A 23,972-nucleotide genomic window follows, 5' to 3' on the forward strand; every position below is an offset into this window, starting at 1 on the left:
TCGGTTCATTAACATTCTCTTATCAAACTACTAAAATAATGCCAATTGTTTAATAAAAAGCTTATTTAACAGTTTTTTTGTAAATGCCTTTGAAGGCTTGTTGTACTAATTTACCCTGTTCATTAAAAATATCCCAGGTTTGCGTAACTGACTCATCTTCACTTAATTGCCATGTAATTTGGTTATAATACTTTCCATTTTTACCGTCAAGCAATTCGCTTTTTAAAATCATTTTATCATTAACGCGATTACCTTTTAACGTTAAACTGAAGCCAGAATTGTCTATCCACACCTGATTCCATGTTTTATCCGTTAAGTTGTAATAATTATAACTCGTTCCTCTGTTTGCACTAGCTGACTTCCATTGCTCTCTCAAAACACAATTTCCATATTCTTTATCTTTAGTAATTAGATTTGTCCCAACTACCTTTCCATCAGTATTATAAACAGTCCAGTCACCTATCCAAAAATCAAAGGCTTGGTGTTCATCAGTGCAACAAGGACATGATTTTTTTGTTGTTTCTTGAGCGATTATTACCGTAGAAGTAGCACAAAATAGTGCTACTGCTAGAAAAAAATTTCTAATTTTCATTGCTTGTAGGTTTGGATGAATAACAAAGTTAGTGATTTTCAATAGTTTCTGATACTAACAAAATGTTAAACCATACATCGATGGTCAACCTATAAAAAAGTAGTAGTTTTGTTTGGCTAACAAATCAAAATGAAAGACAGACCATTAATCTTAGTAACCAATGACGACGGCATTACTGCACCAGGTGTACGAATGTTGATCTCTATTATGAATGAAATAGGTGATGTAGTAGTAGTTGCTCCTGATAGTCCTCAAAGTGGTATGGGGCACGCAATTACCGTAAATTCAACCTTGTATTGTAACCCCATTACAGTTGATGATGGCCCGCAATTAGAATATAGTTGTTCTGGTACTCCTGCTGATTGCGTTAAAATGGCAGTTAATGAAATTTTAAATAAGAAGCCCGATCTTTGTGTTTCTGGTATAAATCATGGATCAAATTCATCAATCAATGTTATCTATTCGGGCACGATGAGTGCTGCAGTTGAAGCAGGAATTGAAGGTGTACCAGCCATTGGCTTTTCTTTATTAGATTATAATTGGGATGCTGATTTTCGTCCATCTAGAGAGTTTGTTAAAAGAATTACACTGAACGTTCTAGAGAATAAACTTCCAGAAGGCATTGTATTAAATGTTAATATTCCTAAAGCAAAAAAAGAAGCTATTAAGGGTATTAAAGTTTGTCGTCAAGCACATGGTTTATGGGAAGAAGATTTTGATAAACGTACCAATCCGCTTGGGAAAGATTATTATTGGCTTTCGGGAAAGTTTGTTAATCTGGATCATGGTGAAGATACCGACATATGGGCTTTAGAAAACGGATATATTTCGGTAGTACCCGTACAATTTGATCTTACTGCACATCATTTTATTCATAAACTAAATAATTGGGATTTATAATGCGAAAAGAAATTGGCATTGGAATTTTAACAGGATTATTGGCTACAGCCATTGGGTTTTATCTATATGTAGAATTTGCTTTGAAAGGGTCATTTACTGAGGCATTAGAGGTAATTAAGTCTAGAAAATTATATGGTATGGTGTTAAGTATTGCTGCCATACCCAACTTATTGGCATTTTTTGTTTTTATAAAAAGAAAACAAGATTATAGAGCTAGAGGTGTTTTAATCGCTACTTTTTTTATTGCATTTATGATATTGATATCTCAGTTTATCTAACATGAAGTATTACTTACTTGCTGGTGAAGCCTCAGGCGACCTGCATGCTTCGAACTTGATGAAGGCATTGCAAAAGGTTGACCCAAAAGCTGAGTTCAGGTTTTGGGGTGGCGATTTAATGCAATCTGTTGGTGGTAAATTAGTAGTACATTATAAAGAACGTGCTTTTATGGGGTTTGCTGAAGTGCTTTCTAATCTCCGTAAAATTTTTGGGCTTATTTCTTTCTGCAAAAAAGATATCGCCCAATATAACCCAGATGCTTTAATATTTATTGATAACTCTGGGTTTAACCTTAGAATTGCCAAATGGGCAAAAAAAGCCGGATTTAAAACCAATTACTATATCTCTCCTCAAGTATGGGCATCACGTGCTAGTCGGGTGAAAGCTATCAAAAGAGATATAGATCATATGCATGTCATCTTACCATTTGAGCAAGAGTTCTATCGAAAATTCAACTACGAAGTTTCTTTCGTTGGCCATCCACTATTAGATGCCATTGCAAATAGACCGACAGTTGCTGAAAATACTTTTAGAAAGGAATATGATTTAGGAAATAAGCCTATTATTGCCTTGTTGCCTGGAAGCAGGAAGCAGGAAATAACCAAAATGCTTTCTGTGATGTTAAAAATGGTTACTAGGTTTAAAGATTATCAATTTGTTATTGCCGGAGCCCCAAGTCAAGATTACGAATTTTACCGAGGGTTTATAAGTAATAACGATGTGAGGTTTATTGCTAATAAAACCTATGATCTTTTAGCTATTTCTTATGCGGCCTTAGTTACATCGGGTACAGCGACCTTAGAAACAGCATTATTTAAAGTTCCTCAAGTAGTTTGCTATAAAGCTGGAGCTATTTCTTATTATATTGCCAAACGTATAATTACTTTAAAGTTTATTTCTTTAGTGAATTTAATTATGGATCGAGAAGTAGTAACTGAGTTGATTCAAAATGATTTAAACGAACAACGTTTAGAAAAAGAACTTCAAAAAATTCTAGATGAAAAACATCGTGAGAAACTATTTGGAGACTACTATGATTTAGAACAAAAATTAGGGGGTAAGGGTGCTAGTGCGAAAGCAGCGAAATTGATCTACGAATCTATTTCTTGATTTTGGTGGATACCAATACCTATATAAAAAGAATCAATAATGCCTTAGAGTATATTGAGGAAAATTTAAGTCAAGATTTGACGCTAGAACACGTTGCCAAACGTGCTTTTTATTCTCCATATCACTTTCATAGAGTTTTCACGGCGATTATTGGCGAGCCCCTAAACACTTATATTAACAGAAAACGTATTGAAAAGGCAGCTTCACTTTTGATGCATAAAGAAACATTGACAATTGGTGAAATTGCTACAATTTGTGGATTCAATAGCAATGCGTCTTTCACCCGATCTTTCAATAAATTTTATGGATTAAGTCCTTCTAAATTTAAAAAATTAACTGATTCGAAATTTAGCAAGATATGCAAAGTCAATAGCAAGAATGGTAAAAACATACTTTTGATTGAACCTTATGTTTGCAACATAAATAATCATTTAAATTTTATTAGTATGAATGCAGACATTACCATAAAAGAGTTGCCGAAAATGAGATTGGCATACATAACACAAGTAGGAAGCCTTGACAAAATAGGTGAAGCCTATGCTAAACTCATGAAATGGGCTGGTCCAAAAGGTGTTTTAGCTTCACCCCATTTAAAGGCGGTTACTATTTACCATGATAGCCCTAAAGTTACCGAAGAAGACAAGTTACGTATAAGTGCATCTTTTACTATTGATGAGAATATTGAAACAAGTGGTGACATTTCTAAACGTGATTTCTCACCTGGAAAATGTATTATTGGGCACATGGAAATTACTGTAGATAAATTTACCGAAGCTTGGGAAGGCATGTTTATTTGGATGAACGAAAAAGGGTATGAGTTTGACAATGAGCGCGAACCCTTTGGAATTTATCATAATGATTTTAATCAGCATCCTGAAAAAAAAGCGATCGTTGATTTGTGCATTCCCGTTAAGTAAGCGGACTTTATACTAGATATTTTTTGCGGAATTTTATAACAAGAATGGCCATTCTTAAAAACATCCAAACGGTAAATGCAATCCATATTCCGTATAATTTTAAATTAAAATAATCGCTAATTAATAGCACAGGAATAAATCCTAAAAAAGTAGCTATTAAAAGTGTATTACGCAGTGTAACAGCTTCTGCCAGCCCTTTAAATAAACCATCAAAGACAAAAGCAATAGCATTTAATGGTTGCATTATTATCACGATCCAAAAAATGGCAAAAAAACTTTCTAAAACCAAAGAATCTTCGGTGAATAGTTGACCTATCGGTTTATAAAGAATAAAGCAAACAGTTCCTAAAATGATCGCAATAATAACTGCAAATTTGGTAAGATCTATGCTTAAATTCCAAAGATTCTTGTAATCTTTTTCTCCGAGCAATCTCCCTGAAACTATATTTCCTACACTCGAATAACCATCAATAAAAAAGGCAAAAAACAACCAAATTTGAAAGGCTATAGTTTGAGCAGCAATGTAACTATCGCCATATTTTGTTGCGTAGGCGTTTGCAAAATATAACGCAATATTCAAAGCCGAAGCTCGTATGAACAGGTTGAAACTTAAAGAAATTAAACGTTTAATTTCTTTGTTAAAGGGCATCGAGGGTTTTAAATTAAAAGGTGTTTTTTGAAGCATTAAAACTAAAGCAATCAAAGCCATCACAGCCTGAGCAATAACACTCGCATAAGCCGCTCCTTGTATATGCATTGCAGGGATAAATCCTTCTATCCCAAAAACCAACATATAGTCTAACAATATGTTTAAAACAGTTCCTATGATACTAATTATCATAGGCCAATACGTATTTTGCATCCCTCTGAATACTCCAAATACTGAGAACGTAAATAAGGTTAATGGTAGACCAATAGCTCTTACCTTATAGTAATCAACAGCATAGTTTAAAATTAAGCCGTCGGCATTGTAAAGCCTAAAAATTTCATCTACAAAAAAGATTGTAACGATGTAAATAACAGCACTAACTAAAACATTTATTACAATGATTTGTGCTGGTAGGGTTTTTACTTCGTTCAATTTATTCGCTCCTAAATATTGCGCAATTATGGCTGATATCGCCGAACGCGTTTGCGCCAATATCCAGAATAGAGCAGACAGAAATGAACCTGCAATACCAACTGCAGCCAATGACTCCACCGGATTAATAGCTACGTTACCCACAATCGCAGTATCTGTAATTGACAATAAAGGTTCTGCAATACCAGATATAATAGCTGGTATAGCAAGTTGGTTTATATATTTAAATGTGATTTTGGATTTCAATTGCTCAACTTCAAATAAAGTTGCGAAGTTCGTAAAAAAGCCTATACTTGTAAAAGAAAAAAACCTCCCTTCGTCATGAGAAAACGTTGTGAGGCTTTTTATTAAATAACTCTAAATTTTTCTTTTACAATAGTAACTTTCCGTCTATAGGCAATTTTGTTTTGTTCCTCAAAGTTAAACGCAAAAATTACTTTTTTAGTATTAAATAAATAATTGTCTGTAATTTCTTAACAAATGGTTTAGTTTTGCCAATAAATGGCAAAAAAGTTGAAAATTGAGAATTTTAGTCCTTTTTAGTTAGTTGAAGCTTTTGAAATTCATACCATTGCAACTAACTTTCGTTTTAGTTCTCGGTATTATTACTGGGTATTTTTATCGCTTAAACACATCTTTAGTTTCTAATATACTGGTTTTTCTATTTATATTATTAACAATAGCCTATCTCCATCAAAGACTTTATTTACGGCGCTTTACAAGTTTTACCATAATTACTTTAATCCTATTTTTTGGTATTGGGTTGGTTTCAGTTTTGTTCCAAAATAATGTTAACAAGAATTATCATTATACCGCACATAATATTGAAAAAAACAAGTTCAATAATTATGTTTTAAAGATTGATACTAAATTAAAATCTAGTTCTTATCATCAAAAATTTAAAGCTTCTGTGCTTCAAATTAATACCCGAAAATCACAGGGAAAATTGTTACTCAATGTAATTAAAGATACTTCCTTATTAAAGTTTGGTATTGGGGATAAAATTCTCATTAGAGGTGAGCTCCAGAAAATTCATAAGCCTAAAAATCCGCATCAGTTTAACTATAAAGTACATTTAGAAAAGCAACAAATTTATAGGCAGATAACTATTGGTCATGATGATTACCTATTTCTAGATTCCAATAAAATAAGTTCAAGTGGTTTTGCGAATCGATTTAGAGAAAAAATTAATAGTTCTTTAATTGCTGCAGGATTTAAAAGCAACGAATTGAACATAATTAATGCACTTCTGTTAGGTCAGCGACAAGAAGTTTCTAAAGAACTTATTGAAAACTATACGAAGGCCGGGGCCATACATATTTTAGCTATTTCTGGTTTACATGTGGGAATCGTTCTTTGGTTAATAACTATTCTTTAAAACCAATAACGTATTTTAAAAATGGAAAAACCATAAGGCTACTCCTTGCCTTGCTTCTGCTATGGTGTTTCGCTTTTGCTGTTGGGTTATCGCCATCGGTTGTACGAGCCGTAACAATGTTTACCGCTGTAGCAATAAGTATTTTAGGAAGTCGCAAATCAAGCATTTATAATAATCTAATCATCTCAATCTTCTTTTTATTATTATTAAACCCGATGTATTTATTCAATGTTGGTTTTCAATTAAGTTATCTGGCTGTCTTTTTTATAGTATGGTTGCAACCAATTATTTATAAAGTTTGGAAACCAAAATGGAGATCTATTGATTACTTCTGGAAAATTTTTACAGTGTCGATTGCAGCTCAAATTGGAGTTTTGCCCTTGAGTTTATATTATTTTCATCAATTTCCAAGTTTATTTTTTGTAACCAACCTACTAATCATTCCTGTCTTAGGATTTATTCTTGGGTTTGGACTACTCGTTATTTTCCTTTCTATCATAGATTTAATACCTACGTTTTTAGCATCTGCTTTTCAAAAACTTATCTATTCTATGAACCAGTTTATTGGTTTAATTGCTAATGAAGAATCATTTATATTTCAAAATATTTCATTTTCAATCTTTTTAATGATTTCCTCTTATCTTGTTGTTGTTTTTGGTTTTCGTTGGATTGAAAAGAAAACATACCATCGATTCTTATATGCGTTGTTTTCATTAATCGTATTACAATCTGTTTTTATTTATGAAAAATGGTCAACTTCTTCTAAGAATGAACTAATTGTATTTAATAAAAATAAAGGGTCAATTATTGGGGAAAGAAAAAGTGGTCAATTAATAATAAACCATTCTTTAGACTCTTTGAACATTAATGATCACATTCTTAAATCTTATATTATCGGCTCAAATAATATAGATACAGTTGTTTTTATTGACTCTGTAAATAACAATGCCTTTTTGAGAAGAAATGTCCTATTAATTGATAGCCTAAACATATACAGGATAAAAAATTTTGAACCAAAATCTATACTTCTTACACAATCACCTAAGATTAATTTAGAACGTTTAATTAAAATCATTCAGCCTAAAGAAATAGTTGCAGATAATTCAAACTATAAAAGTTTTGTAACACGGTGGAAGCAAACCTGCTATAATTACAAAATTCCATTTCATTATACCAATGAAGATGGTGCCTTTATACTAACAAAATAAACCTCTAAGCTCTTACTATTTTGGCTATATTTGTGCGATTAAAAAAGATTTAGCTCATGAAAATTATTGTACCTATGGCGGGCATTGGTTCAAGATTACGCCCTCATACACTTACTATACCTAAACCTCTAACATTAATTGCCGGTAAACCAATCGTTCAACGTTTGGTAGAAGATATTGTAAAAGTATTAAATCAAGATGTTGAGGAAATTGCATTTGTTATTGGGCCAACTTTTCCTAACGATACTGAAAAGAAGTTATTGAAAATTGCAAATGATTTAGGTGCAAAAGGGGTTGTTACCGTGCAAGAAACAGCTTTGGGTACTGCACATGCAATTCAATGCGCTAAAGAATCATTAGATGGTCCATGTGTGATTGCTTTTGCAGACACTTTATTTAAAGCTGATTTCACATTAGATGCTTCTAAAGATGGAGCTATCTGGGTAAAACAAGTAGAAAATCCAAGTGCTTATGGCGTAATTAAACTCAAAGATGGCATTATTACAGATTTTGTTGAAAAACCACAAAGTTTTGTGTCAGATCTCGCTATAATCGGTATTTATTATTTTAAGAATGGTGCAGCTTTGAGAAATGAAATTCAATATTTACTTGATAATGATATTAAAGAAAAAGGAGAATATCAAATAACTAATGCTTTAGAGAACTTGAAACAAAAAGGTGCACAATTTGTTCCGGGAAAAGTCGATGAGTGGATGGATTGTGGAAATAAAGAAATTACTGTTGAAACTAATGGTCGTATTTTACAATTCACACATGCCGAAGGACAAAGTTTAGTTGCCAACTCGGTTATTCTAGAAAATTCTGAAATTATTCAACCTTGCTATATTGGTGAAAATGTAAAACTTATTAATACAAAAATTGGCCCTAATGTATCACTTGGCACAAATAGTGTTGTAGAAAACTCAACAATTAAAAATTCATTAATACAAACAAACACAATTGTTAAAAATGCTGTTTTAGACAATGCCATGATAGGAAATCACGTTGAATATAATGGTGAGTTTACCTCAGTAAGTATTGGTGACTATTCTAAGTTGGTTTAAAGCGTTTTATGGCGAAGCCCCAAACATATTTATTTTTTATTTTTTTTCTACTAGCCGTCACTTGTATACAGGCTCAAGAAGAAGAAATAGATACCTTGGCGGCACAAAAGAATCTAAAGGAATTACAGCTAGAACAAAAAAGCCTTAATTTCCAAGATTACTTTTTTAAGGCTCTGCAACAAAAAGCCATTGGTAATTACGATAAAGCGATTGAAGCATTAGAAAATTGCCAGAACATACGCAAAGATGATTTGGCTGTAATATTTGAATTTTCAAAAAATTATTTCGCCCAAGAAAAGTATTTTGAAGCCATTGCTTTCGCTGAAAAGGCTTTAGAAAAGAATCCTGATGACATTTTTCTACTAGAGCATCTTAAAGATATTTATGTTCGTCAAAAAGATTATAAAAAAGCTTTAGAGATTCAGTTAAAAATTGTTGATTTCAAGCCGCAGAATCAGGCCGACCTGATAATTCTTTATATACGGAATAATCGTATAGAAGACGCAAGGAATTTATTAGTCGATCTAGAAAAAAAAGGATTGCTTTCTGAAAGTCTGGCTCCTTTTAAAGACTCTTTATTCCCTGGAAGTAATAGAGAAGTCTCTTCAGATGAAACCCCAAAGCAACTAGAAAAACAATCGCTTGATCAACTGAAAGCTATATATGCAAATAAAAAAACCTTCGCTGTTCTAAAACAAATATTAAGCGAGCAATTAAAACTAAATCAATTTATAGATCTAGAGAAAGACAGTAAAGAAGGATTAGATTTATTTCCAGCACAACCATATGTATATTTAATGTACGGTAAAGCTTTAAATAAACTCAAAAAATACAATGAAGCGGTCCCTTATTTAAAAAATGGCCTAGATTATGTAATAGATGATAATACTGTTGAAGCTGATTTTTACGAAGAATTAAGTTTAAGTTATAAAGGTTTACGTAAAAACACAGAATCAAGCAAATATTATAATCTGGCAATGGAGAAACGTCAAAAAAAGTCGTAATTATGTTTAAAAGGGTTTATTTTATATTAGTTATTCTTTTAGTGATTAGTTCATGTAAAACAAAATCAGTAGTTACTGGTACAACCACTAAACCATTATCTGTGAGTAAAGTGATTAAAAATCATTACAATAATAGTTTTGACAAAGAAACTATTTCGGCGAAAATGAAAGTCAAATATAGAGGTAAAGAGAGCTTACCTAGTGTTACAGCTTCCCTTCGCATTAAAAAGGATAATACTATTTGGATAAGTCTAACAAAACTTGGATTTCCGATTGGAAAAGCACTTATTACAAAAGATAATGTTAGTTATTACGAAAAGATTAATAAAACCTATTTCAAAGGAGATTTTGCTTTATTAAGTAATTGGTTGGGTACTGATTTAGATTATGAAAAAGTGCAGAATTTATTATTAGGCCAAGCTATTTTAAATTTAAAAGATACGAAGCATGAAATTACTCTGCAAAATCAATACTATGAGCTCACCCCTAAAAAAGCTAACGAGCTATTTGATATTTTATACCTTCTTGACCCTCATAATTTTAAGCTTATTAAGCAAGAAGTTGATCAACCTGATGAACATAAAAAATTGAGTGTCGACTATAGTAATTACGAGAAAATTGATGGTGAATTTTTTCCAAAAGGTTTATTAATAACTGCAAAAGATCAAAAATATACAACCACGGTAAATGTGGAATATCGCACAGTAGAATTTAATAAATCGATAAGTTTTCCGTTTTCTATACCAAATGGATATAAAGAAATTGAGCTAAAATGAAGCGAAAATCACAAAAAAGAAATAGCTTTGTGTATATGAGGTTACATTTTTTTATCTTCATAAGTATCTTTTTTGCTGTGACAATTAATGTCAACGCCCAATCTAAGTGGCAGCTAGAGAAAAAAAGAAAACAACTTCGAAAAGAAATAAAAGAAGCCCAGAACTTATTGTTTAAATCTAAGCAAGAAGAAGAAACGTTATTATCAGAGCTCGGTGATATTAATAAACTTATTAATGTACGTTCTGAATTAATTAGTACTATAGAAAAAGAAGAATTAGAACTATCTAGTGAAATTGAAAAAAACAAGAAAGAAATTACCAGCTTAGAGAAATCTCTTAAGAGCCTTAAAGAAGAATATGCCCAGATGATTGTTAAGTCATATAAAACTAAGACAAAACAAAGTAGGCTTATGTTCTTATTGTCATCAGAAAGTTTTGCGCAAGCATATAAGAGGTTACAGTACCTTAAGCAATATAGTTCTTATAGAAAATTACAAGGAGAAGAAATTAAACATAAACAAATTGAGCTTACCGTTTTAACTGACTCTTTAACTCTAAAACAAGATGAAAAAGTGCTGCTGCTTGCTTTACATAACAAAGAGCAAGATAGTATTAAGGAAGAAAAAGATTCTCAGTTAAAATTAGTAGAAAAGGTAAAAAAGAAAGAGCAAAAATATGTTTCTCAAATTAAAGAGAAGCAGCGCAAAGAAGCCATTTTAGATAAGCAGATAGAAAAACTTATTAGAGAAGCCATTGCAAAATCAAATAAAAAAGGAAATTCTAAATCTTCGGGTTTTAGTATGTCTCCTGAAGATAAAATTGTGGCTTCAAATTTTGCAGCCAATAAAGGTAAGCTTCCATGGCCCATCAAACGTTACGTTGTAGTTAGGCGTTATGGTAAACAAAAACACCCTACAATGCCTGGAATTACCATCCAAAGCCATGGTCTGCATTTAGCCACTGAAACCAATGCTAAAGCTCGTTCTATTTTTAAAGGAAAAGTACTGGCTATTCAGTTACAACCAGGTAGAAAAAAAATGGTTTTAATCCAACATGGTAACTATATTACTGTTTACAAAAACCTTAAAACCGTCTCAGTTAAAAGAGGGCAGTCTATAACAACAAAACAAGAAATTGGCACAATTCATACCGATGCGGTTACGGGAAAAACCATCTTAGAATTTGGTTTATTTAAAAATGCATCCATTCAAAATCCCGAGAATTGGATAAGTCAAGGCGGAAATATTATTGCATCAGCTGGTAAATAGCGCTTTTAATTCGTGCGCGTCTTCTGGGTTCATTCTTCCAGACAATACTAAACTCAATTGCTTTCTTCGTAATGCGCCATCATAACGCTCTTTTTCAAGATCGGTTTCAGGAATAATTTCAGGAACTTTTACTGGAGTGCCCGTTCTATCAACAGCAACAAAAGTATAAATAGCTTCGTTTGCCTTTGTACGCTCTCCACTTTCACGATCTTCTATCCACACATCAGCATAAACTTCCATTGAAGATTTGAATGCACGTGAAACTTTTGCCTCAACCATCAAAACACTACCAACAGGAACCGCTTTGTTAAAAGCAACATGATTTACCGAAGCAGTTACCACGATTCTACTCGAATGTCTTCTTGCCGCAATGCTACATGCTTTATCCATTCTTGCCAGAAGTTCTCCTCCAAATAGATTATTTAGTGGGTTTGTTTCTCCCGGTAATATCAGGTCGGTAACTACGGTTAATGACTCCTTAGATGTCTTTGCTTTCATAAATACTGTTATTTGTAGTGTTCTATAATGTATGTAGAATAAAATGTCTTAAAACTTGGCAAAGATAGCTAATTCAATAGCCTAAATAGAAGAAATTTTTAGGAAAAAATTATAAGTCTTGTACGAGTAACCAAGCGTCTTTATTCATGGTTTTTCTAACTGTAGCTAAAGAAGTTTTAGCTTCAGAACGTGTATCGAAACTATTAAAAGACACCTGTGTTAAACCCCAATGATTAATCCCTAAGATACGAGCATTTTCAAAACCCTGCTCTCTTAGAGTTTTTACCATTCTATCTGCATTTTCAGGGAAACGGAAAGCTCCTGCAATTACGTGATAAGGATACGTAGTTCTAGTAGCGTCTAGTAAAATTGATGGCAGTGGGTCTGATACGATGAAGGTAGCCTGCTGAATTTTTTGATCAACTTCCTTCTTTCGCTCTTTATCTATTGCTATTTCTTGAGTCCGTTTACTATCTTTATGTAATTGATATGCTCCCAAGCCTAAAAGGGATATCCCCAATATGAAAATAGCTGCATATTTTAAATAATTTGGCTTATTCTTAGCTTGCTCTGTTATTAAAATTGGTGCTTTCTCTTCAATTTCTTCTACCTGTTTAATATAGGTTTCTCGCTTGATTTCAGAAGAAACAACGGTGCTTAATCCAAAAGCATCTGTTAGGTAATTAACCTCCTTTTGGGGCTCAAACAAAATTTTATCACCTTCGAGGCTAAGCTTACCTATCTCATCTAAGAAAATATCTGTTTTTGCCAGCTCTTCTTTCCATTGACTTACCTCAAAATTAATAAAGTTCATAGCAGACTTGAATGGCATCTTATCAACTGAAGCTATATAATTCGCTAATAATCCGTCGTTATTTTTTAGATGATTATTAAAAGTAAGTCTCTTGTGAGGCGGATAAAAGGTATTAGAATAAGAACTTACCTTGGCCGATTGCGTATTGGTTACAAAACCACCAAATTCTGGTACTATAACACACTCATACCGGTAGAGGAGATCACTAATATATTCGGCCAGTTTCATTACAAGCAAATGTAAAAAAAAAAGTAGGTTAATCAAGTAGGTAACCCAATTTTTATTAACAAGGACTTTGTATATTTCGCGCTCCAATGTTTAATTATCTTGAATACAAATCAATATTATTTGATGGCTCTTACTAAAGTTGAAGGGGTAGGAGACATTTATACAAAAAAACTTATTAGGTATTGCGGGAGTGCAGAAGCTGTTTTTAAAGAAAACAAAAGCAGCTTACTAAAAATTCAAGGTATTGGTGATTCTATAATTAAGGCTTTAAAAAGCAAATCTGTGTTTGCTAAAACTGAAAATGAACTAGAATTTATAACTAAAAATGATATAGAAGTTATTTCTTTTTATGATGATCGTTATCCGAAATATTTAAAATTTTGTTTCGATGCTCCATTGATCCTGTTTCAGAAAGGGAAAATTAGTCTTCAGCATAAAAATATAATAAGCATTGTTGGAACGCGACAAATCACCGCATATGGTAAAGATTTTTTAAAAACATTATTTAAAGATTTAAAAGACTACAACCCTATTATTATAAGTGGTCTTGCATATGGTGTAGATGTTTATGCGCATCAGCTAGCATTAGATCATAAGCTACAAACAATAGCTGTACTCGCACATGGTCTTGATAGAATTTATCCTTCAAAGCACCATAAAGAAGCAAGAAAAATGCAAGAAAATGGTGGCTTGTTTACAGATTTTTGGTCTGGTACAAAACCAGATCGCGAAAATTTCATTAAGAGAAATCGAATCGTTGCCGGATTATCTCAAGCAACATTGGTGATAGAATCTGCAGAAAAGGGTGGTTCTCTTATTACTGTTGACATTGCAAATTCATATAATCGTGATGTATTTGCCTTGCCTGGTAGAGTTACAGATGCTTATAGCGCCGGTTGCAATAATCTTATAAAAACTAATAGAGCCTCTGTACTTACTTCCGCCAAAGATCTGGCATATATTTTAAATTGGAAAAGAGAGTCTGAACAAAAACCTATTCAAAAAAGACTTTTTAATGAATTAGCCATTGATGAACAGAAGGTCTATCATTATTTATTAAAAGAAGGGAAACAACAATTAGATTTTATAGCACTTCATTGTAATTATACCATACATAAAACAGCCTCCTTATTGTTAAACTTAGAGCTCAAATCTGTAATACGTCCATTACCGGGTAAATTTTTTGAAGCAATTTAGCCAGATGGCACTACACCTACTTAAATGACTTATTAAAATTAAGAAAAAGAGTCTTATTTTCCTTCTAACAAACTCTTCATAAATGCGTTAAAATCTTATTTTGTCTGTTTTTTGGGATGATTTTTGATGAAATTTCCGTAAACTTGGCAAAATTTTTCCAATTTCTCAATTTGACAATGAAAAAACTTCTCATCCTGTTCTTGGCCTTTTCCACAACCTTAATAGCCCAAAAAAAGAACATAACTTTAGAGGACATTTGGTCTGATGGAACATTTAGAGCTGAATACCTTAACTCATTTCATTCTATGAATAAAGGTGATTATTATACCATCTTAAATTTTAATCATGAAAGTAAAAGTACAAGTCTAGATAAATATGATTATAAGACTTTAGAAAAAATTGAAACTATAGTAGATAGCAAAAATTTAAATGGTTTACCTTATTTTGAAAGTTATGAGTTTAATGATGACGAAACAAAACTTTTATTAGGTTTTAATTCTGAGCAAATTTATCGTCACTCTTCAAGGGGCACTTATTATGTATATGATATTGCTTCAAAAGCACTTCAATTAGTGTCAAACCATAAAATACAAGAGCCAACATTTTCACCAGACGGGACTAAAGTTGGCTTTGTTTATAATAATAATATTTATTTTAAAAACTTGGTTAGCGACATCACTGTTCAGGTTACCAATGATGGTAAAATAAACGAGATTATTAATGGAATTGCTGATTGGGTATATGAAGAAGAATTTTCATTTGTAAGAGCTTTTCAGTGGAATGGAAATTCAGATAAGATTGCCTATCTGCGCTTTAATGAAAAAGAAGTTCCAGAATTTTCCATGGATATTTATGGAAAAGCACTTTATCCAACGCAACAAGTGTTTAAATATCCTAAAGCAGGTGAGAAAAATGCTTTAGTAACATTACACATGTACAACTTAAACGATAAAATAGGAAAACAAGTAGTTTTAGAAGGTGTCTCTCAATATTATATTCCAAGAATTAAGTGGACTAATGAACCAAATACCTTATCGGTAATTACCTTAAATCGGCATCAAAATGATTTAAATTTAATTTTTGTTGACGGAAAAACCTTGAAATCTAGATTGGTATTAAATGAAAAAGATTTGGCGTATGTAGATATTACTGACGATTTAACTTTCTTAAAAGATAATAGTTTTATCTGGACAAGTGAAAAAGATGGTTTTAATCATATTTATCATTATGACGCAAACGGAAAATTAAAAAATAAAATAACTGATGGTAATTGGGAAGTTACCAATTATTATGGATATAATCCAAATACGAAACGCATCTATTATCAATCAACTGAAGGCGGGTCAATTAACAGAGCCGTGTTTTCAATTAAATTAAATGGAAAAGACAAGAAATTATTAAGTTCAAATAGTGGTACGAACCGTGCTGCTTTTAGCAATAGTTTTAACTATTTTATAAATACATTTTCTAGTGCTAACACTCCTAGCATTTATACACTTAACGATGCTAAATCTGGAAAACAACTCAAAGAGATTAAAAATAATAAAGCGCTTTCTGAAAAACTAAACAACTATAATGTTTCTAAAAAAGAATTCTTCTCGCTAAAAACAAAAAATGGCGACTTAAATGCTTGGATGTTGAAACCTACAAATTTTGATCCAAATAAGGAATATCCGTTATTAATGTATCAATATTCGGGACCAGGATCGCAATCTGTTGCCAATCGTTGGGGAGGAAGTAATGATTATTGGTATCAAATGCTAGCTCAAAAAGGATATATTGTGGCTTGTGTGGATGGGCGTGGTACAGGGTATCGTGGAAGAGATTTTAAAAAGGTAACTTATAAAGAGTTAGGAAAATATGAAATTGAAGATCAAATTGAAGCAGCTAAAGAATTAGGTAAACTGCCATATATAGATGAAGATAGAATAGGTATTTGGGGATGGAGCTATGGTGGTTACATGTCGTCATTAGCAATTACTAAAGGTGCCGATGTATTTAAAATGGCTATTGCAGTTGCCCCAGTAACCTCATGGCGTTTTTATGACACCGTTTATACCGAACGATATATGCAAACTCCTCAGGATAATGCTTCTGGTTATGACGACAATTCACCAATAAATCATGTAGATAAGCTTAAAGGAGCTTATTTATTAGTGCATGGTACTGGTGATGATAATGTACATGTACAAAATACTACCCGAATGATCAATGCTTTGGTGGAAGCTAATAAACAATTTGATTTATTTGTATATCCAGATAGAGCGCATGGAATTTATAGAGGTAAGAATACACGTTTACACTTATATAAAAAAATGTCTGATTTTATAGATGAGCATTTAGGTAGTGCTTCAAATAAAATTACGCAAGAACAAGAAATTAAACATTAAATAAATACCCTTATAACTTATGGCTGATATTGTGAAACAACCTCATCAAAAGGAACTTTTTGGACATCCTGTTGGATTATATGTGTTATTTTTTACAGAAATGTGGGAGCGTTTTTCCTATTATGGAATGCGCGCCATTTTTGTCTTATATCTCGTTACTAAAACTACAGAGCAAAATGCAGGATTAGGATGGTCAAATGCTGAAGCGCTTGCGCTTTATGGATGGTATACGATGCTTGTTTATGTTGCTTCCATTCCTGGTGGTTGGATCGCTGATAATTTTCTCGGTCAAAAGAAATCTGTTGTTGTTGGCGCCATCTTATTAGTGATTGGGCACAGTATCTTAGCAATAGAAGAGATGTGGGCATTTTATACCGGTTTAGGTTTTATCATCGCTGGAGTTGGTATGTTGAAACCTAACATTTCTACAATGGTAGGGGGGTTATACAAAGAAGGAGATATAAGAAGAGATAAAGGTTTTACTATCTTTTATATTGGTATTAATGTCGGTGCTTTTCTGTCAAGTTTAATAGTGGGTTATGTAGGTGAAGTACATGGTTGGCATTATGGATTTGGTTTAGCAGGAATATGTATGTTATTTGGTTTAATACAGTTTATTGCTGGACAAAAGTATCTTAAAGGCGTTGGCGATTTCTTAGGGAAATCAGAAAATGAAGAAGAAAGAGCTTTATTAAAAAAGCCTCTAACTAAAATTGAAAAGGACAGAGTAATTGTTTTAATTCTATCTTTTTTAATGGTAATTGTATTCTTTGGAGCATTTGAGCAAGCTGGTGGGTTGATGAATATTTACGCAAATGATAACACAAATAGAATGTTGATGGGCTGGGAAGTTCCGGCTTCTTGGTTTCAATCACTTAATGCATTTTTCATAATAACTCTTGGAACAACCGTTGCAGCTTTTTGGGCCAATAGACAACTAAAGGGAAAACAAGCATCGTCTTTATTTAAAATGATTATGGGACTCATTATAATGGGTACAGGATTTTTATTTATGTCTGCAGCATCTGTCGAATATCAAAATTCTGGATCTTCAGCAATGTATTGGTTAGTATTAGCTTATTTATTTCATACAGTTGGTGAATTAAGCTTATCTCCTGTTTCATTATCATTTGTAACAAAATTAGCTCCGGCTAAATATGCTTCATTAATGATGGGCTTATACTTTGCTACTACGGGATTAGGAAACAAGGTTGCAGGATTATTAGGGGAATCTGCCTCTAAGTTTGGGGAATTCTCAGTTTTTACAGGAATTGCTGTTTTCTGTATTTTATTTGGTCTTCTGATTTGGGCTTTCTTTAAAAAATTAAAAGCTTTAACTCATGGTGCTGAAGACAATGAAAGAGTAATTGACGTTTCCGAACAATCAGAAATAGCTAGCAATTAAAATTACTAAACAGAAGCCTTACTTTTAAAGTAGGGCTTTTCTTTTTATATAACCTAAATAACGTTTATGAATACTGATATTGAAAATCTTTTTAAAGATAAAGTTCTTGGGCATCCTGCTGGTTTGTTCATTGTGTTTTTTACCGAAATGTGGGAGCGTTTTTCTTTTTATGGAATGCGCATTCTACTAGTATTGTTTCTTACTGCTCCTTTTGTAAGTGATAATCCGGGTTGGGAATGGCCCAGAGAGCACGCCTTGGCACTAATAGGGACTTATGCTTCACTACTCTATCTTACTCCAATTGTTGGAGGATGGATTGCCGATAAAATTACCGGATATAGACTAGCAGTTGTAATTGGTTGTCTAATAATGACCTTAGGACATGGTGCTATGGCATTAGAAACTCAATTTGGTTTTTATGCAGGATTGGCTTTATTGGTTATAGGAACCGGGTTCTTTAAGCCAAATATTGCCTCTATTATTTCTGAAATGTATAAGGGTAAAGAAGAGAAAAAGGATGGCGCCTATACTATTTTCTATATGGGTGTTAACGCAGGGGCCTTTTTTGGAATGATGTTATGTGGTTATTTGGCCGAAAATTTTGGGTGGTCATATGGTTTCGGGTTAGCAGGTATTTTTATGTTAATTGGTATGCTCCAATTTTGGCTTGCAGGGCCATTATTTGGAAGTATTGGTGCGAAACCTAGTAAAAAACATGAAGTTGAGTTGCCTCAAAATATAAATGAAGAAGCTCCTGCCGAGCAAGAAGATGCAAAACCGAATGAAAAATTAAACCCTTTTACCTTATTTGATAAAATACTGATCGCTTTATCTTCAATAGGAGGTTTAATCTATTTATTCAATGATCCCTTAGAAAAGATAGGAGGAAAAAGCTTAGCACCTTTTGAATTGTTTGGATTAAGCGGTTCAAATGCTATAGTTTTGGGTGCATTAATTTTATTCTTAATACTTCTGGTCACCAGAATATCAAGATATATTCCTATAGTAAGAGATCGAATTATTGCAGTTTCTATCTTTGGAGTATTCACTGTATTCTTTTTTGCTTTTTTCGAGCAATCTCTAGGCTCTATGACTCTATTTGCTCGCGATTATACCAACCGTGAATTAATTGGATCTTCTGGAATGATTTTTAAAATTGTAGATGCTATCCTAACCATTGGGCCCTTAGCAATAATTACATGGGTGCTTTACTTATTATTTAGTAAGACTTATTCTAAGATTGGACTTTCGAATATAGTATTAGCTGTCGCCTTTGTAGGCATTTGGGCATTAGTTCTTTATAGAGTTTATGACAAGTTTTCTAATGATGCCGCTGAGATTGATGCTACCTGGTTTGGCATTTTAAATTCATTCTTCATTATTACCCTTGCACCATTATTTTCTCGCTGGTGGGAAAGTAAATACAACCCAAGTGCCGCTATGAAATATGGTTTGGGACTGATTTTACTTGGGTTAGGTTTTGCCTTTTTATCGTATGGAAGCTCAGATATTCCTCAAGGAGCGAAAACCGCATCAGTGAGTATGATATTTCTAATCGTAGCCTATTTATTACATACGATGGGTGAATTGTGCTTATCACCAGTTGGTTTATCTTATTTAAGTAAGTTAGTTCCTGCCCGAATGATTGGATTTATGTTTGGTGTATGGTATTTAGCTATTGCGGTTGGACAAAAAGCAGCAGGAACTATGGGTGGAATGATTGATAAAATATCGGAGCAATATTCTATGGGTACCTTCTTCTTAATATTTACATTAATTCCAATTGGAGTTGGTATTATATCCATATTGTTAAATCCAGTTCTAAAAAAACTCATGCATGGTGTGAGATAAAAAATATACGAAACGCTCCTTTGGAGCGTTTTCTTTTGTAATTTAGGCACACTATTTGCGTCTCTTGAAGAGGATAAAAGAATTTTAATGAAAAGACTATTGATATTATTTATGATTGTAGGCTATACTCTAACTGGGTATACTCAAGAACATAAAATAAACTGGATGACAGTTGAGGAGGCTCTTGCTGCGCAACAAAAAGAACCTCGAAAAGTTATTGTTGATATGTATACAAATTGGTGTGGACCATGTAAAATGTTAGATAAACATACTTTTCAAAATAAAGATGTGGCAAGCTACATCAATGAAAATTATTATGCAGTAAAGTTTAATGCTGAAGGTGATGGAGAAGTGAAGTTTAAAGATAAAACCTTTTCAAACCCTAATTATGATGCTTCCAGAAGAGGTAGAAATAGCCAACACCAATTAGCAAGTTATTTTGGTGTTTCTGCATATCCAACAATTGTTTTTTTAGATGAAAATGCGGACCTATTAACCCCTGTAAGGGGATTTTTAAGGCCTAAGCAGTTGGAAATCTATTTAAAGGTTTTCGCTACAAACGATTACAAATCAGTGACGACTAAAGACCAGTGGGCGACCTACCAAAAAAACTTTAAGCCCGAATTTAAATAAATTACTTTAAGAGATAAGATTAATACTTACTGTTGAAAGGTTAGAGTTAGGAAATTTATAGTAATGATCTTGATCTATCTTCAATCCTGCACGTTCTAATGCCTTATTGAATACCTCCACTTCGATAATATATTGATCAGAGAAACCATGTGTAACATCGTAAGCAGTGCAAGGAGTTTTTCCCAAGTTTAAACTAACAGTTTTCGGATTAATTGTATGTAGTTCTATTAACAGCAATCCATGTTTTTGAACATATGGTTTCCATTTTAGTAAGTGTTCTACTAGGCTTTGTTCTACATCTGCATTATTCAATAACATGCCCCGGTGCGCAAAAGCTCCTGTTGATATGGGTAAGTGTTCACTTTTATATTTAGGTGTATTAAAGGGTCTGTTATGATCTAAAAATGATCGAATATTCAATAAATCTTCTAGTTTTACTCCGTAAAGATTTCCAAGCTTCTCATCAATTTCGGCAGGATTTCCAATATCTCCCCATACTACTTCGGCCCAAACATCAGCTCTTTTTAAATTTCGCTGAGTGCTTAATAAAGCTTCTTTGTTATAATCGGCACCAATTAAAATAAGTTTATTCTTATCTAAATCATCTCGTCTATTGGTTTGATTCCATATTAAATTAAACATGTGCTCGAGTAGTGCACCGTTACCACAGCCAACATCAATTATACCTTTCGGTTGTTGATCTAAAGGCTGGTTAAAAATATCGAGTAATACCTCATCAATTCGTTTAAAATAGGTAGAATGAGAGCCACCGCTTCCCCAAACATTAATGGTTCTAAAAACATGTTGCTCATTACCTTCATTATCTCTTTCGAAATAACGCCTAAAATTTCCGTTAAGGTAATCTTCTACATTTGCCATAATGGGCAAATACGATGTGGTTACGCCGTAGGCATAACTTTTATCAAAGAGAAACCTGCCTTTTTTCGTGAACTCACCTCCTTGAACAAGTAATAAGTTTTCTAAAAGATTTTTTAGTTTACCGTTTTCTGAAATAACCTGTTTAACTTCTATATCTTCAATAGCTGCATTAAAATTTAGAAAAACTAAAACAGGTAAAAGTAAAATCCCTTCTAAATGCACAATTACCTCATTTTGATAAAACTCATCCTCTATGTTCTCTTGACGTATTTCTTTCAACTTCTTTGATAGTTCTACCACATTCTCGTTAATAGCAAAAGAAGCTTTGAAATTTGTTTTTAATAATTCTAATTGAGCATCATAAACCTCAGAGAAGATCACATAGAGGTTAACATACTTCTGTAATCTTAGAAATTTCGGAGTACTCTTAATTTCTATTTTAGTCTTAGTTACCTGATATTCGAAAAAACCTTGAGATGCTAAACTCCGTAAAGCAACATTTAAATAACCGGCGTTTAAGCCTAAAAAATTTTGAGTAATTTTTTGAAGTGTAGTCTGTTGCTGTTGGTTTATGAAATTAAACACTCCATTGGTTTGAAGCACGGCAATGGTATTAGAAATCGCCAAACCATCTTGATGTTTAAACAATAAAGCTCTAAAAATAGATTTTTCTTCTTTAGTTAGTTGTTTCATAAATTAAATTCCTTTTGGAATAGCATCAATTAATTGCTGTGTATAATTTGTTTTTGGGCTTTCATAAACATTATCCGCCTCACCAGCTTCTTCAATTTTGCCTTGATTCATAACCACTAATTGATCAGACATGTATTTTACTACAGCTAGATCATGTGAAATAAAGATATATGAAAATTTATACTCTCTTTTAAGCTCATTTAACAAATTTAACACCTGTGCTTGAACCGACACGTCTAGAGCCGACACTGACTCATCGCAAATAATCAATTTTGGTTTTAAAGCAATAGTTCTGGCTATACCGATTCGCTGACGCTGTCCTCCGGAAAACTCATGAGGATAGCGATTAAAATGTTCGGCATTTAACCCCACTTGTTCAAGGATATCTATTACTTGTTTTTTACATTCAGCATCTGACGCACAAAAACCATGAACCTTCATTGGTTCTAAAATGGCTTTTCCTACAGGTATTCGAGGGTTCAAGGAAGAATACGGATCTTGAAAAATTAATTGAATTTCTTTTCTCAGGTTTTTAATTTCAGAGGGTTTAAGTTTAGTGATATCTTTACCCTTATATAAAATTTCACCTGCTGTAGCTTTTTCAAGGTTCATAATGGTTCTTCCTAAAGTTGTCTTCCCGCAACCCGATTCTCCCACCAATCCTAATGTTTCTCCTTCATATAGTTCAAAGCTAACATCATTTACTGCTCTCACCAATATATTACTTTTTCCAAAAAGCGATTTGTCAGTATTAAAATAGGTTTTTAGGCTCCTAACTTCTAATAAGGGCACTTCCTTATATAATTCTTTATGGCGCACTTTCCTAGCATTTTCAGAAATAACTTCTTCATTAACCGTATCATTTAAAAAACTTTCTACAGTTGGTAATTCTACTAATCGTTCTGATAAATTCGGTTTAGATTTAATTAAAGCTCTTGTATAAGAATGCTTAGGGTTTTTAAATACCATTTTTGCAGCACCTTGTTCTAATAGCATTCCCTTATGCATTACAATGATATTATCTGCCAGTTCAGACACCAAAGACAAGTCATGCGAAATAAAAATAATGCTCATCTGAGTTTCCAACTGCAACTCTTTCAGAAGTTTTATTATTTCCTTTTGTACCGTTACATCTAAGGCCGTAGTAGGTTCATCAGCAATAAGAATAGATGGCTTACAAGCAATGGCTAATGCAATCATTACGCGCTGTTTTTGCCCTCCAGACAGCTGGTGTGGATACTGATCAAAAATGCTGGTCACTCGAGGTAATTTTACTTTATTAAATAGTTCTAAAACCTCGCTTTTTGCTTCTTTTTTTGAAATATTTTGATGTTGCAAAAGTACTTCTTGAACTTGATATCCACATGTTAAGCTAGGGTTAAGTGAACTCATCGGTTCTTGAAAAATCATTGAAATCTTATTCCCTCGAATATTCTGGAATTCTTTCTCAGAGAGGGTCATTAAATCTTGATTATTAAAAAGAATTTCACCCTCTTTAATTACATTCTTCTTTGGTAATAAGCCTAAAATGGCTAACGAAGAAACAGACTTGCCTGAACCTGATTCTCCAACAATCCCTAATATCTCATTTTTTCCTAAGTGAAAACTACTATTATAAACAACCTGGTTTTTTAATCCATCAGACAAAAAAGAAATATTAAGATTTTTTATTTCTAGCATCGTAAACTCGTAATTATATTTCCTAAATGTACTTTATTTTTTGAAACAACAAGCTAAAACTAGTGGAAAACCACTAGAAAAAAATCACCATTTTCCATGAATTGCATTTTTAATAAATATTTATATA

At 32.8% G+C, this 23,972-nt stretch carries 21 protein-coding genes; 15 read left to right on the plus strand and 6 right to left on the minus strand.

What is annotated here, in order from left to right:
* Positions 1–61: 61 nt before the first annotated feature.
* Positions 62–592: a hypothetical protein gene (locus AC1EUU_RS11385; RefSeq protein WP_480201547.1), complete on the minus strand. Its 531-nt coding sequence runs from the start codon at positions 590–592 to the stop codon at positions 62–64.
* A 129-nt stretch (positions 593–721) separates the two neighbouring features.
* Between AC1EUU_RS11385 and surE the strand changes: the two genes are divergently transcribed.
* From surE to AC1EUU_RS11405, 4 genes are read left to right on the plus strand one after another with little or no spacing between them, the layout of a single operon-like run.
* Complete coding sequence (gene surE / locus AC1EUU_RS11390) at positions 722–1,492, plus strand: 5'/3'-nucleotidase SurE (RefSeq protein WP_480201548.1); 771 nt, start codon at positions 722–724, stop codon at positions 1,490–1,492.
* The gene (locus AC1EUU_RS11395) at positions 1,492–1,770 is read left to right on the plus strand and encodes a hypothetical protein (RefSeq protein ID WP_480201549.1); all 279 of its coding nucleotides are present in this window, start codon (positions 1,492–1,494) and stop codon (positions 1,768–1,770) included. The genes surE and AC1EUU_RS11395 overlap by 1 nt, the downstream gene beginning before the upstream one ends.
* 1 nt (position 1,771) lies before the next feature.
* Positions 1,772–2,881, plus strand: coding sequence for a lipid-A-disaccharide synthase (gene lpxB, locus AC1EUU_RS11400; RefSeq protein WP_480201550.1), 1,110 nt, complete (start codon positions 1,772–1,774; stop codon positions 2,879–2,881).
* 5 nt (positions 2,882–2,886) lie between these two features.
* Positions 2,887–3,798 carry an AraC family transcriptional regulator gene (locus tag AC1EUU_RS11405; RefSeq protein WP_480201855.1) on the plus strand — a complete coding sequence of 304 codons (912 nt, stop codon included), beginning with the start codon at positions 2,887–2,889 and terminating at the stop codon, positions 3,796–3,798.
* Positions 3,799–3,805: 7 nt separating this feature from the next.
* On the opposite strand, the gene AC1EUU_RS11410 is transcribed toward AC1EUU_RS11405, so the two are convergent.
* A complete protein-coding gene (locus AC1EUU_RS11410; protein WP_480201551.1) occupies positions 3,806–5,125 on the minus strand; it encodes an MATE family efflux transporter in 1,320 nt (439 codons plus the stop codon).
* 325 nt (positions 5,126–5,450) lie between these two features.
* Here AC1EUU_RS11410 and AC1EUU_RS11415 point away from each other — a divergent pair, with 325 nt between their 5' ends.
* The 6 genes from AC1EUU_RS11415 to AC1EUU_RS11440 are packed head-to-tail and all read left to right on the plus strand — an operon-like array spanning position 5,451 to position 11,577.
* Positions 5,451–6,257 carry a ComEC/Rec2 family competence protein gene (locus AC1EUU_RS11415; RefSeq protein ID WP_480201552.1) on the plus strand — a complete coding sequence of 269 codons (807 nt, stop codon included), beginning with the start codon at positions 5,451–5,453 and terminating at the stop codon, positions 6,255–6,257.
* A gap of 50 nt (positions 6,258–6,307) precedes the next feature.
* Positions 6,308–7,465 carry a ComEC/Rec2 family competence protein gene (locus AC1EUU_RS11420; RefSeq protein ID WP_480201553.1) on the plus strand — a complete coding sequence of 386 codons (1,158 nt, stop codon included), beginning with the start codon at positions 6,308–6,310 and terminating at the stop codon, positions 7,463–7,465.
* A gap of 56 nt (positions 7,466–7,521) precedes the next feature.
* Entirely contained in the window at positions 7,522–8,529 is a 1,008-nt protein-coding gene (locus tag AC1EUU_RS11425; protein WP_480201554.1) for a sugar nucleotidyltransferase, read from the plus strand.
* An 8-nt stretch (positions 8,530–8,537) separates the two neighbouring features.
* Positions 8,538–9,533 carry a tetratricopeptide repeat protein gene (locus AC1EUU_RS11430; RefSeq protein ID WP_480201555.1) on the plus strand — a complete coding sequence of 332 codons (996 nt, stop codon included), beginning with the start codon at positions 8,538–8,540 and terminating at the stop codon, positions 9,531–9,533.
* Positions 9,534–9,535: 2 nt separating this feature from the next.
* A complete protein-coding gene (gene lolB1 / locus AC1EUU_RS11435; RefSeq protein ID WP_480201556.1) occupies positions 9,536–10,309 on the plus strand; it encodes a lipoprotein insertase outer membrane protein LolB1 in 774 nt (257 codons plus the stop codon).
* On the plus strand, positions 10,306–11,577 hold the full coding sequence (locus tag AC1EUU_RS11440) for a murein hydrolase activator EnvC family protein (RefSeq protein WP_480201557.1): 1,272 nt from the start codon (positions 10,306–10,308) through the stop codon (positions 11,575–11,577). Before lolB1 ends, AC1EUU_RS11440 begins: the two co-directional genes overlap by 4 nt.
* On the opposite strand, the gene AC1EUU_RS11445 is transcribed toward AC1EUU_RS11440, so the two are convergent.
* Positions 11,563–12,075, minus strand: a complete 513-nt coding sequence (locus AC1EUU_RS11445) for an acyl-CoA thioesterase (RefSeq protein WP_480201558.1) — start codon at positions 12,073–12,075, stop codon at positions 11,563–11,565. The genes AC1EUU_RS11440 and AC1EUU_RS11445 overlap by 15 nt on opposite strands.
* 109 nt (positions 12,076–12,184) lie before the next feature.
* Complete coding sequence (locus AC1EUU_RS11450; RefSeq protein WP_480201559.1) at positions 12,185–13,117, minus strand: HU domain-containing protein; 933 nt, start codon at positions 13,115–13,117, stop codon at positions 12,185–12,187.
* A gap of 123 nt (positions 13,118–13,240) precedes the next feature.
* On the opposite strand from AC1EUU_RS11450, the gene dprA reads away from it, so the two are divergent.
* From dprA to AC1EUU_RS11475, 5 genes are all read left to right on the plus strand, one after another.
* Positions 13,241–14,314 carry a DNA-processing protein DprA gene (dprA, locus tag AC1EUU_RS11455; protein ID WP_480201560.1) on the plus strand — a complete coding sequence of 358 codons (1,074 nt, stop codon included), beginning with the start codon at positions 13,241–13,243 and terminating at the stop codon, positions 14,312–14,314.
* A gap of 176 nt (positions 14,315–14,490) precedes the next feature.
* Positions 14,491–16,704, plus strand: coding sequence for a S9 family peptidase (locus tag AC1EUU_RS11460; protein WP_480201561.1), 2,214 nt, complete (start codon positions 14,491–14,493; stop codon positions 16,702–16,704).
* A 19-nt stretch (positions 16,705–16,723) separates the two neighbouring features.
* Positions 16,724–18,109, plus strand: coding sequence for a peptide MFS transporter (locus tag AC1EUU_RS11465; protein WP_480201562.1), 1,386 nt, complete (start codon positions 16,724–16,726; stop codon positions 18,107–18,109).
* 66 nt (positions 18,110–18,175) lie between these two features.
* Entirely contained in the window at positions 18,176–19,960 is a 1,785-nt protein-coding gene (locus tag AC1EUU_RS11470) for a peptide MFS transporter (protein WP_480201563.1), read from the plus strand.
* Between the two features lie 87 nt (positions 19,961–20,047).
* A complete protein-coding gene (locus AC1EUU_RS11475) occupies positions 20,048–20,593 on the plus strand; it encodes a thioredoxin family protein (protein WP_480201564.1) in 546 nt (181 codons plus the stop codon).
* A gap of 6 nt (positions 20,594–20,599) precedes the next feature.
* Here AC1EUU_RS11475 and AC1EUU_RS11480 read toward each other — a convergent pair whose 3' ends face one another.
* Together AC1EUU_RS11480 and AC1EUU_RS11485 are read right to left on the minus strand one after the other, a co-directional pair.
* Complete coding sequence (locus AC1EUU_RS11480; protein ID WP_480201565.1) at positions 20,600–22,165, minus strand: class I SAM-dependent methyltransferase; 1,566 nt, start codon at positions 22,163–22,165, stop codon at positions 20,600–20,602.
* Between the two features lie 3 nt (positions 22,166–22,168).
* Positions 22,169–23,845 carry an ABC transporter ATP-binding protein gene (locus AC1EUU_RS11485; protein ID WP_480201566.1) on the minus strand — a complete coding sequence of 559 codons (1,677 nt, stop codon included), beginning with the start codon at positions 23,843–23,845 and terminating at the stop codon, positions 22,169–22,171.
* Positions 23,846–23,972 lie beyond the last annotated feature (127 nt).

Source organism: Maritimimonas sp. 2205BS37-2 (assembly GCF_056591755.1).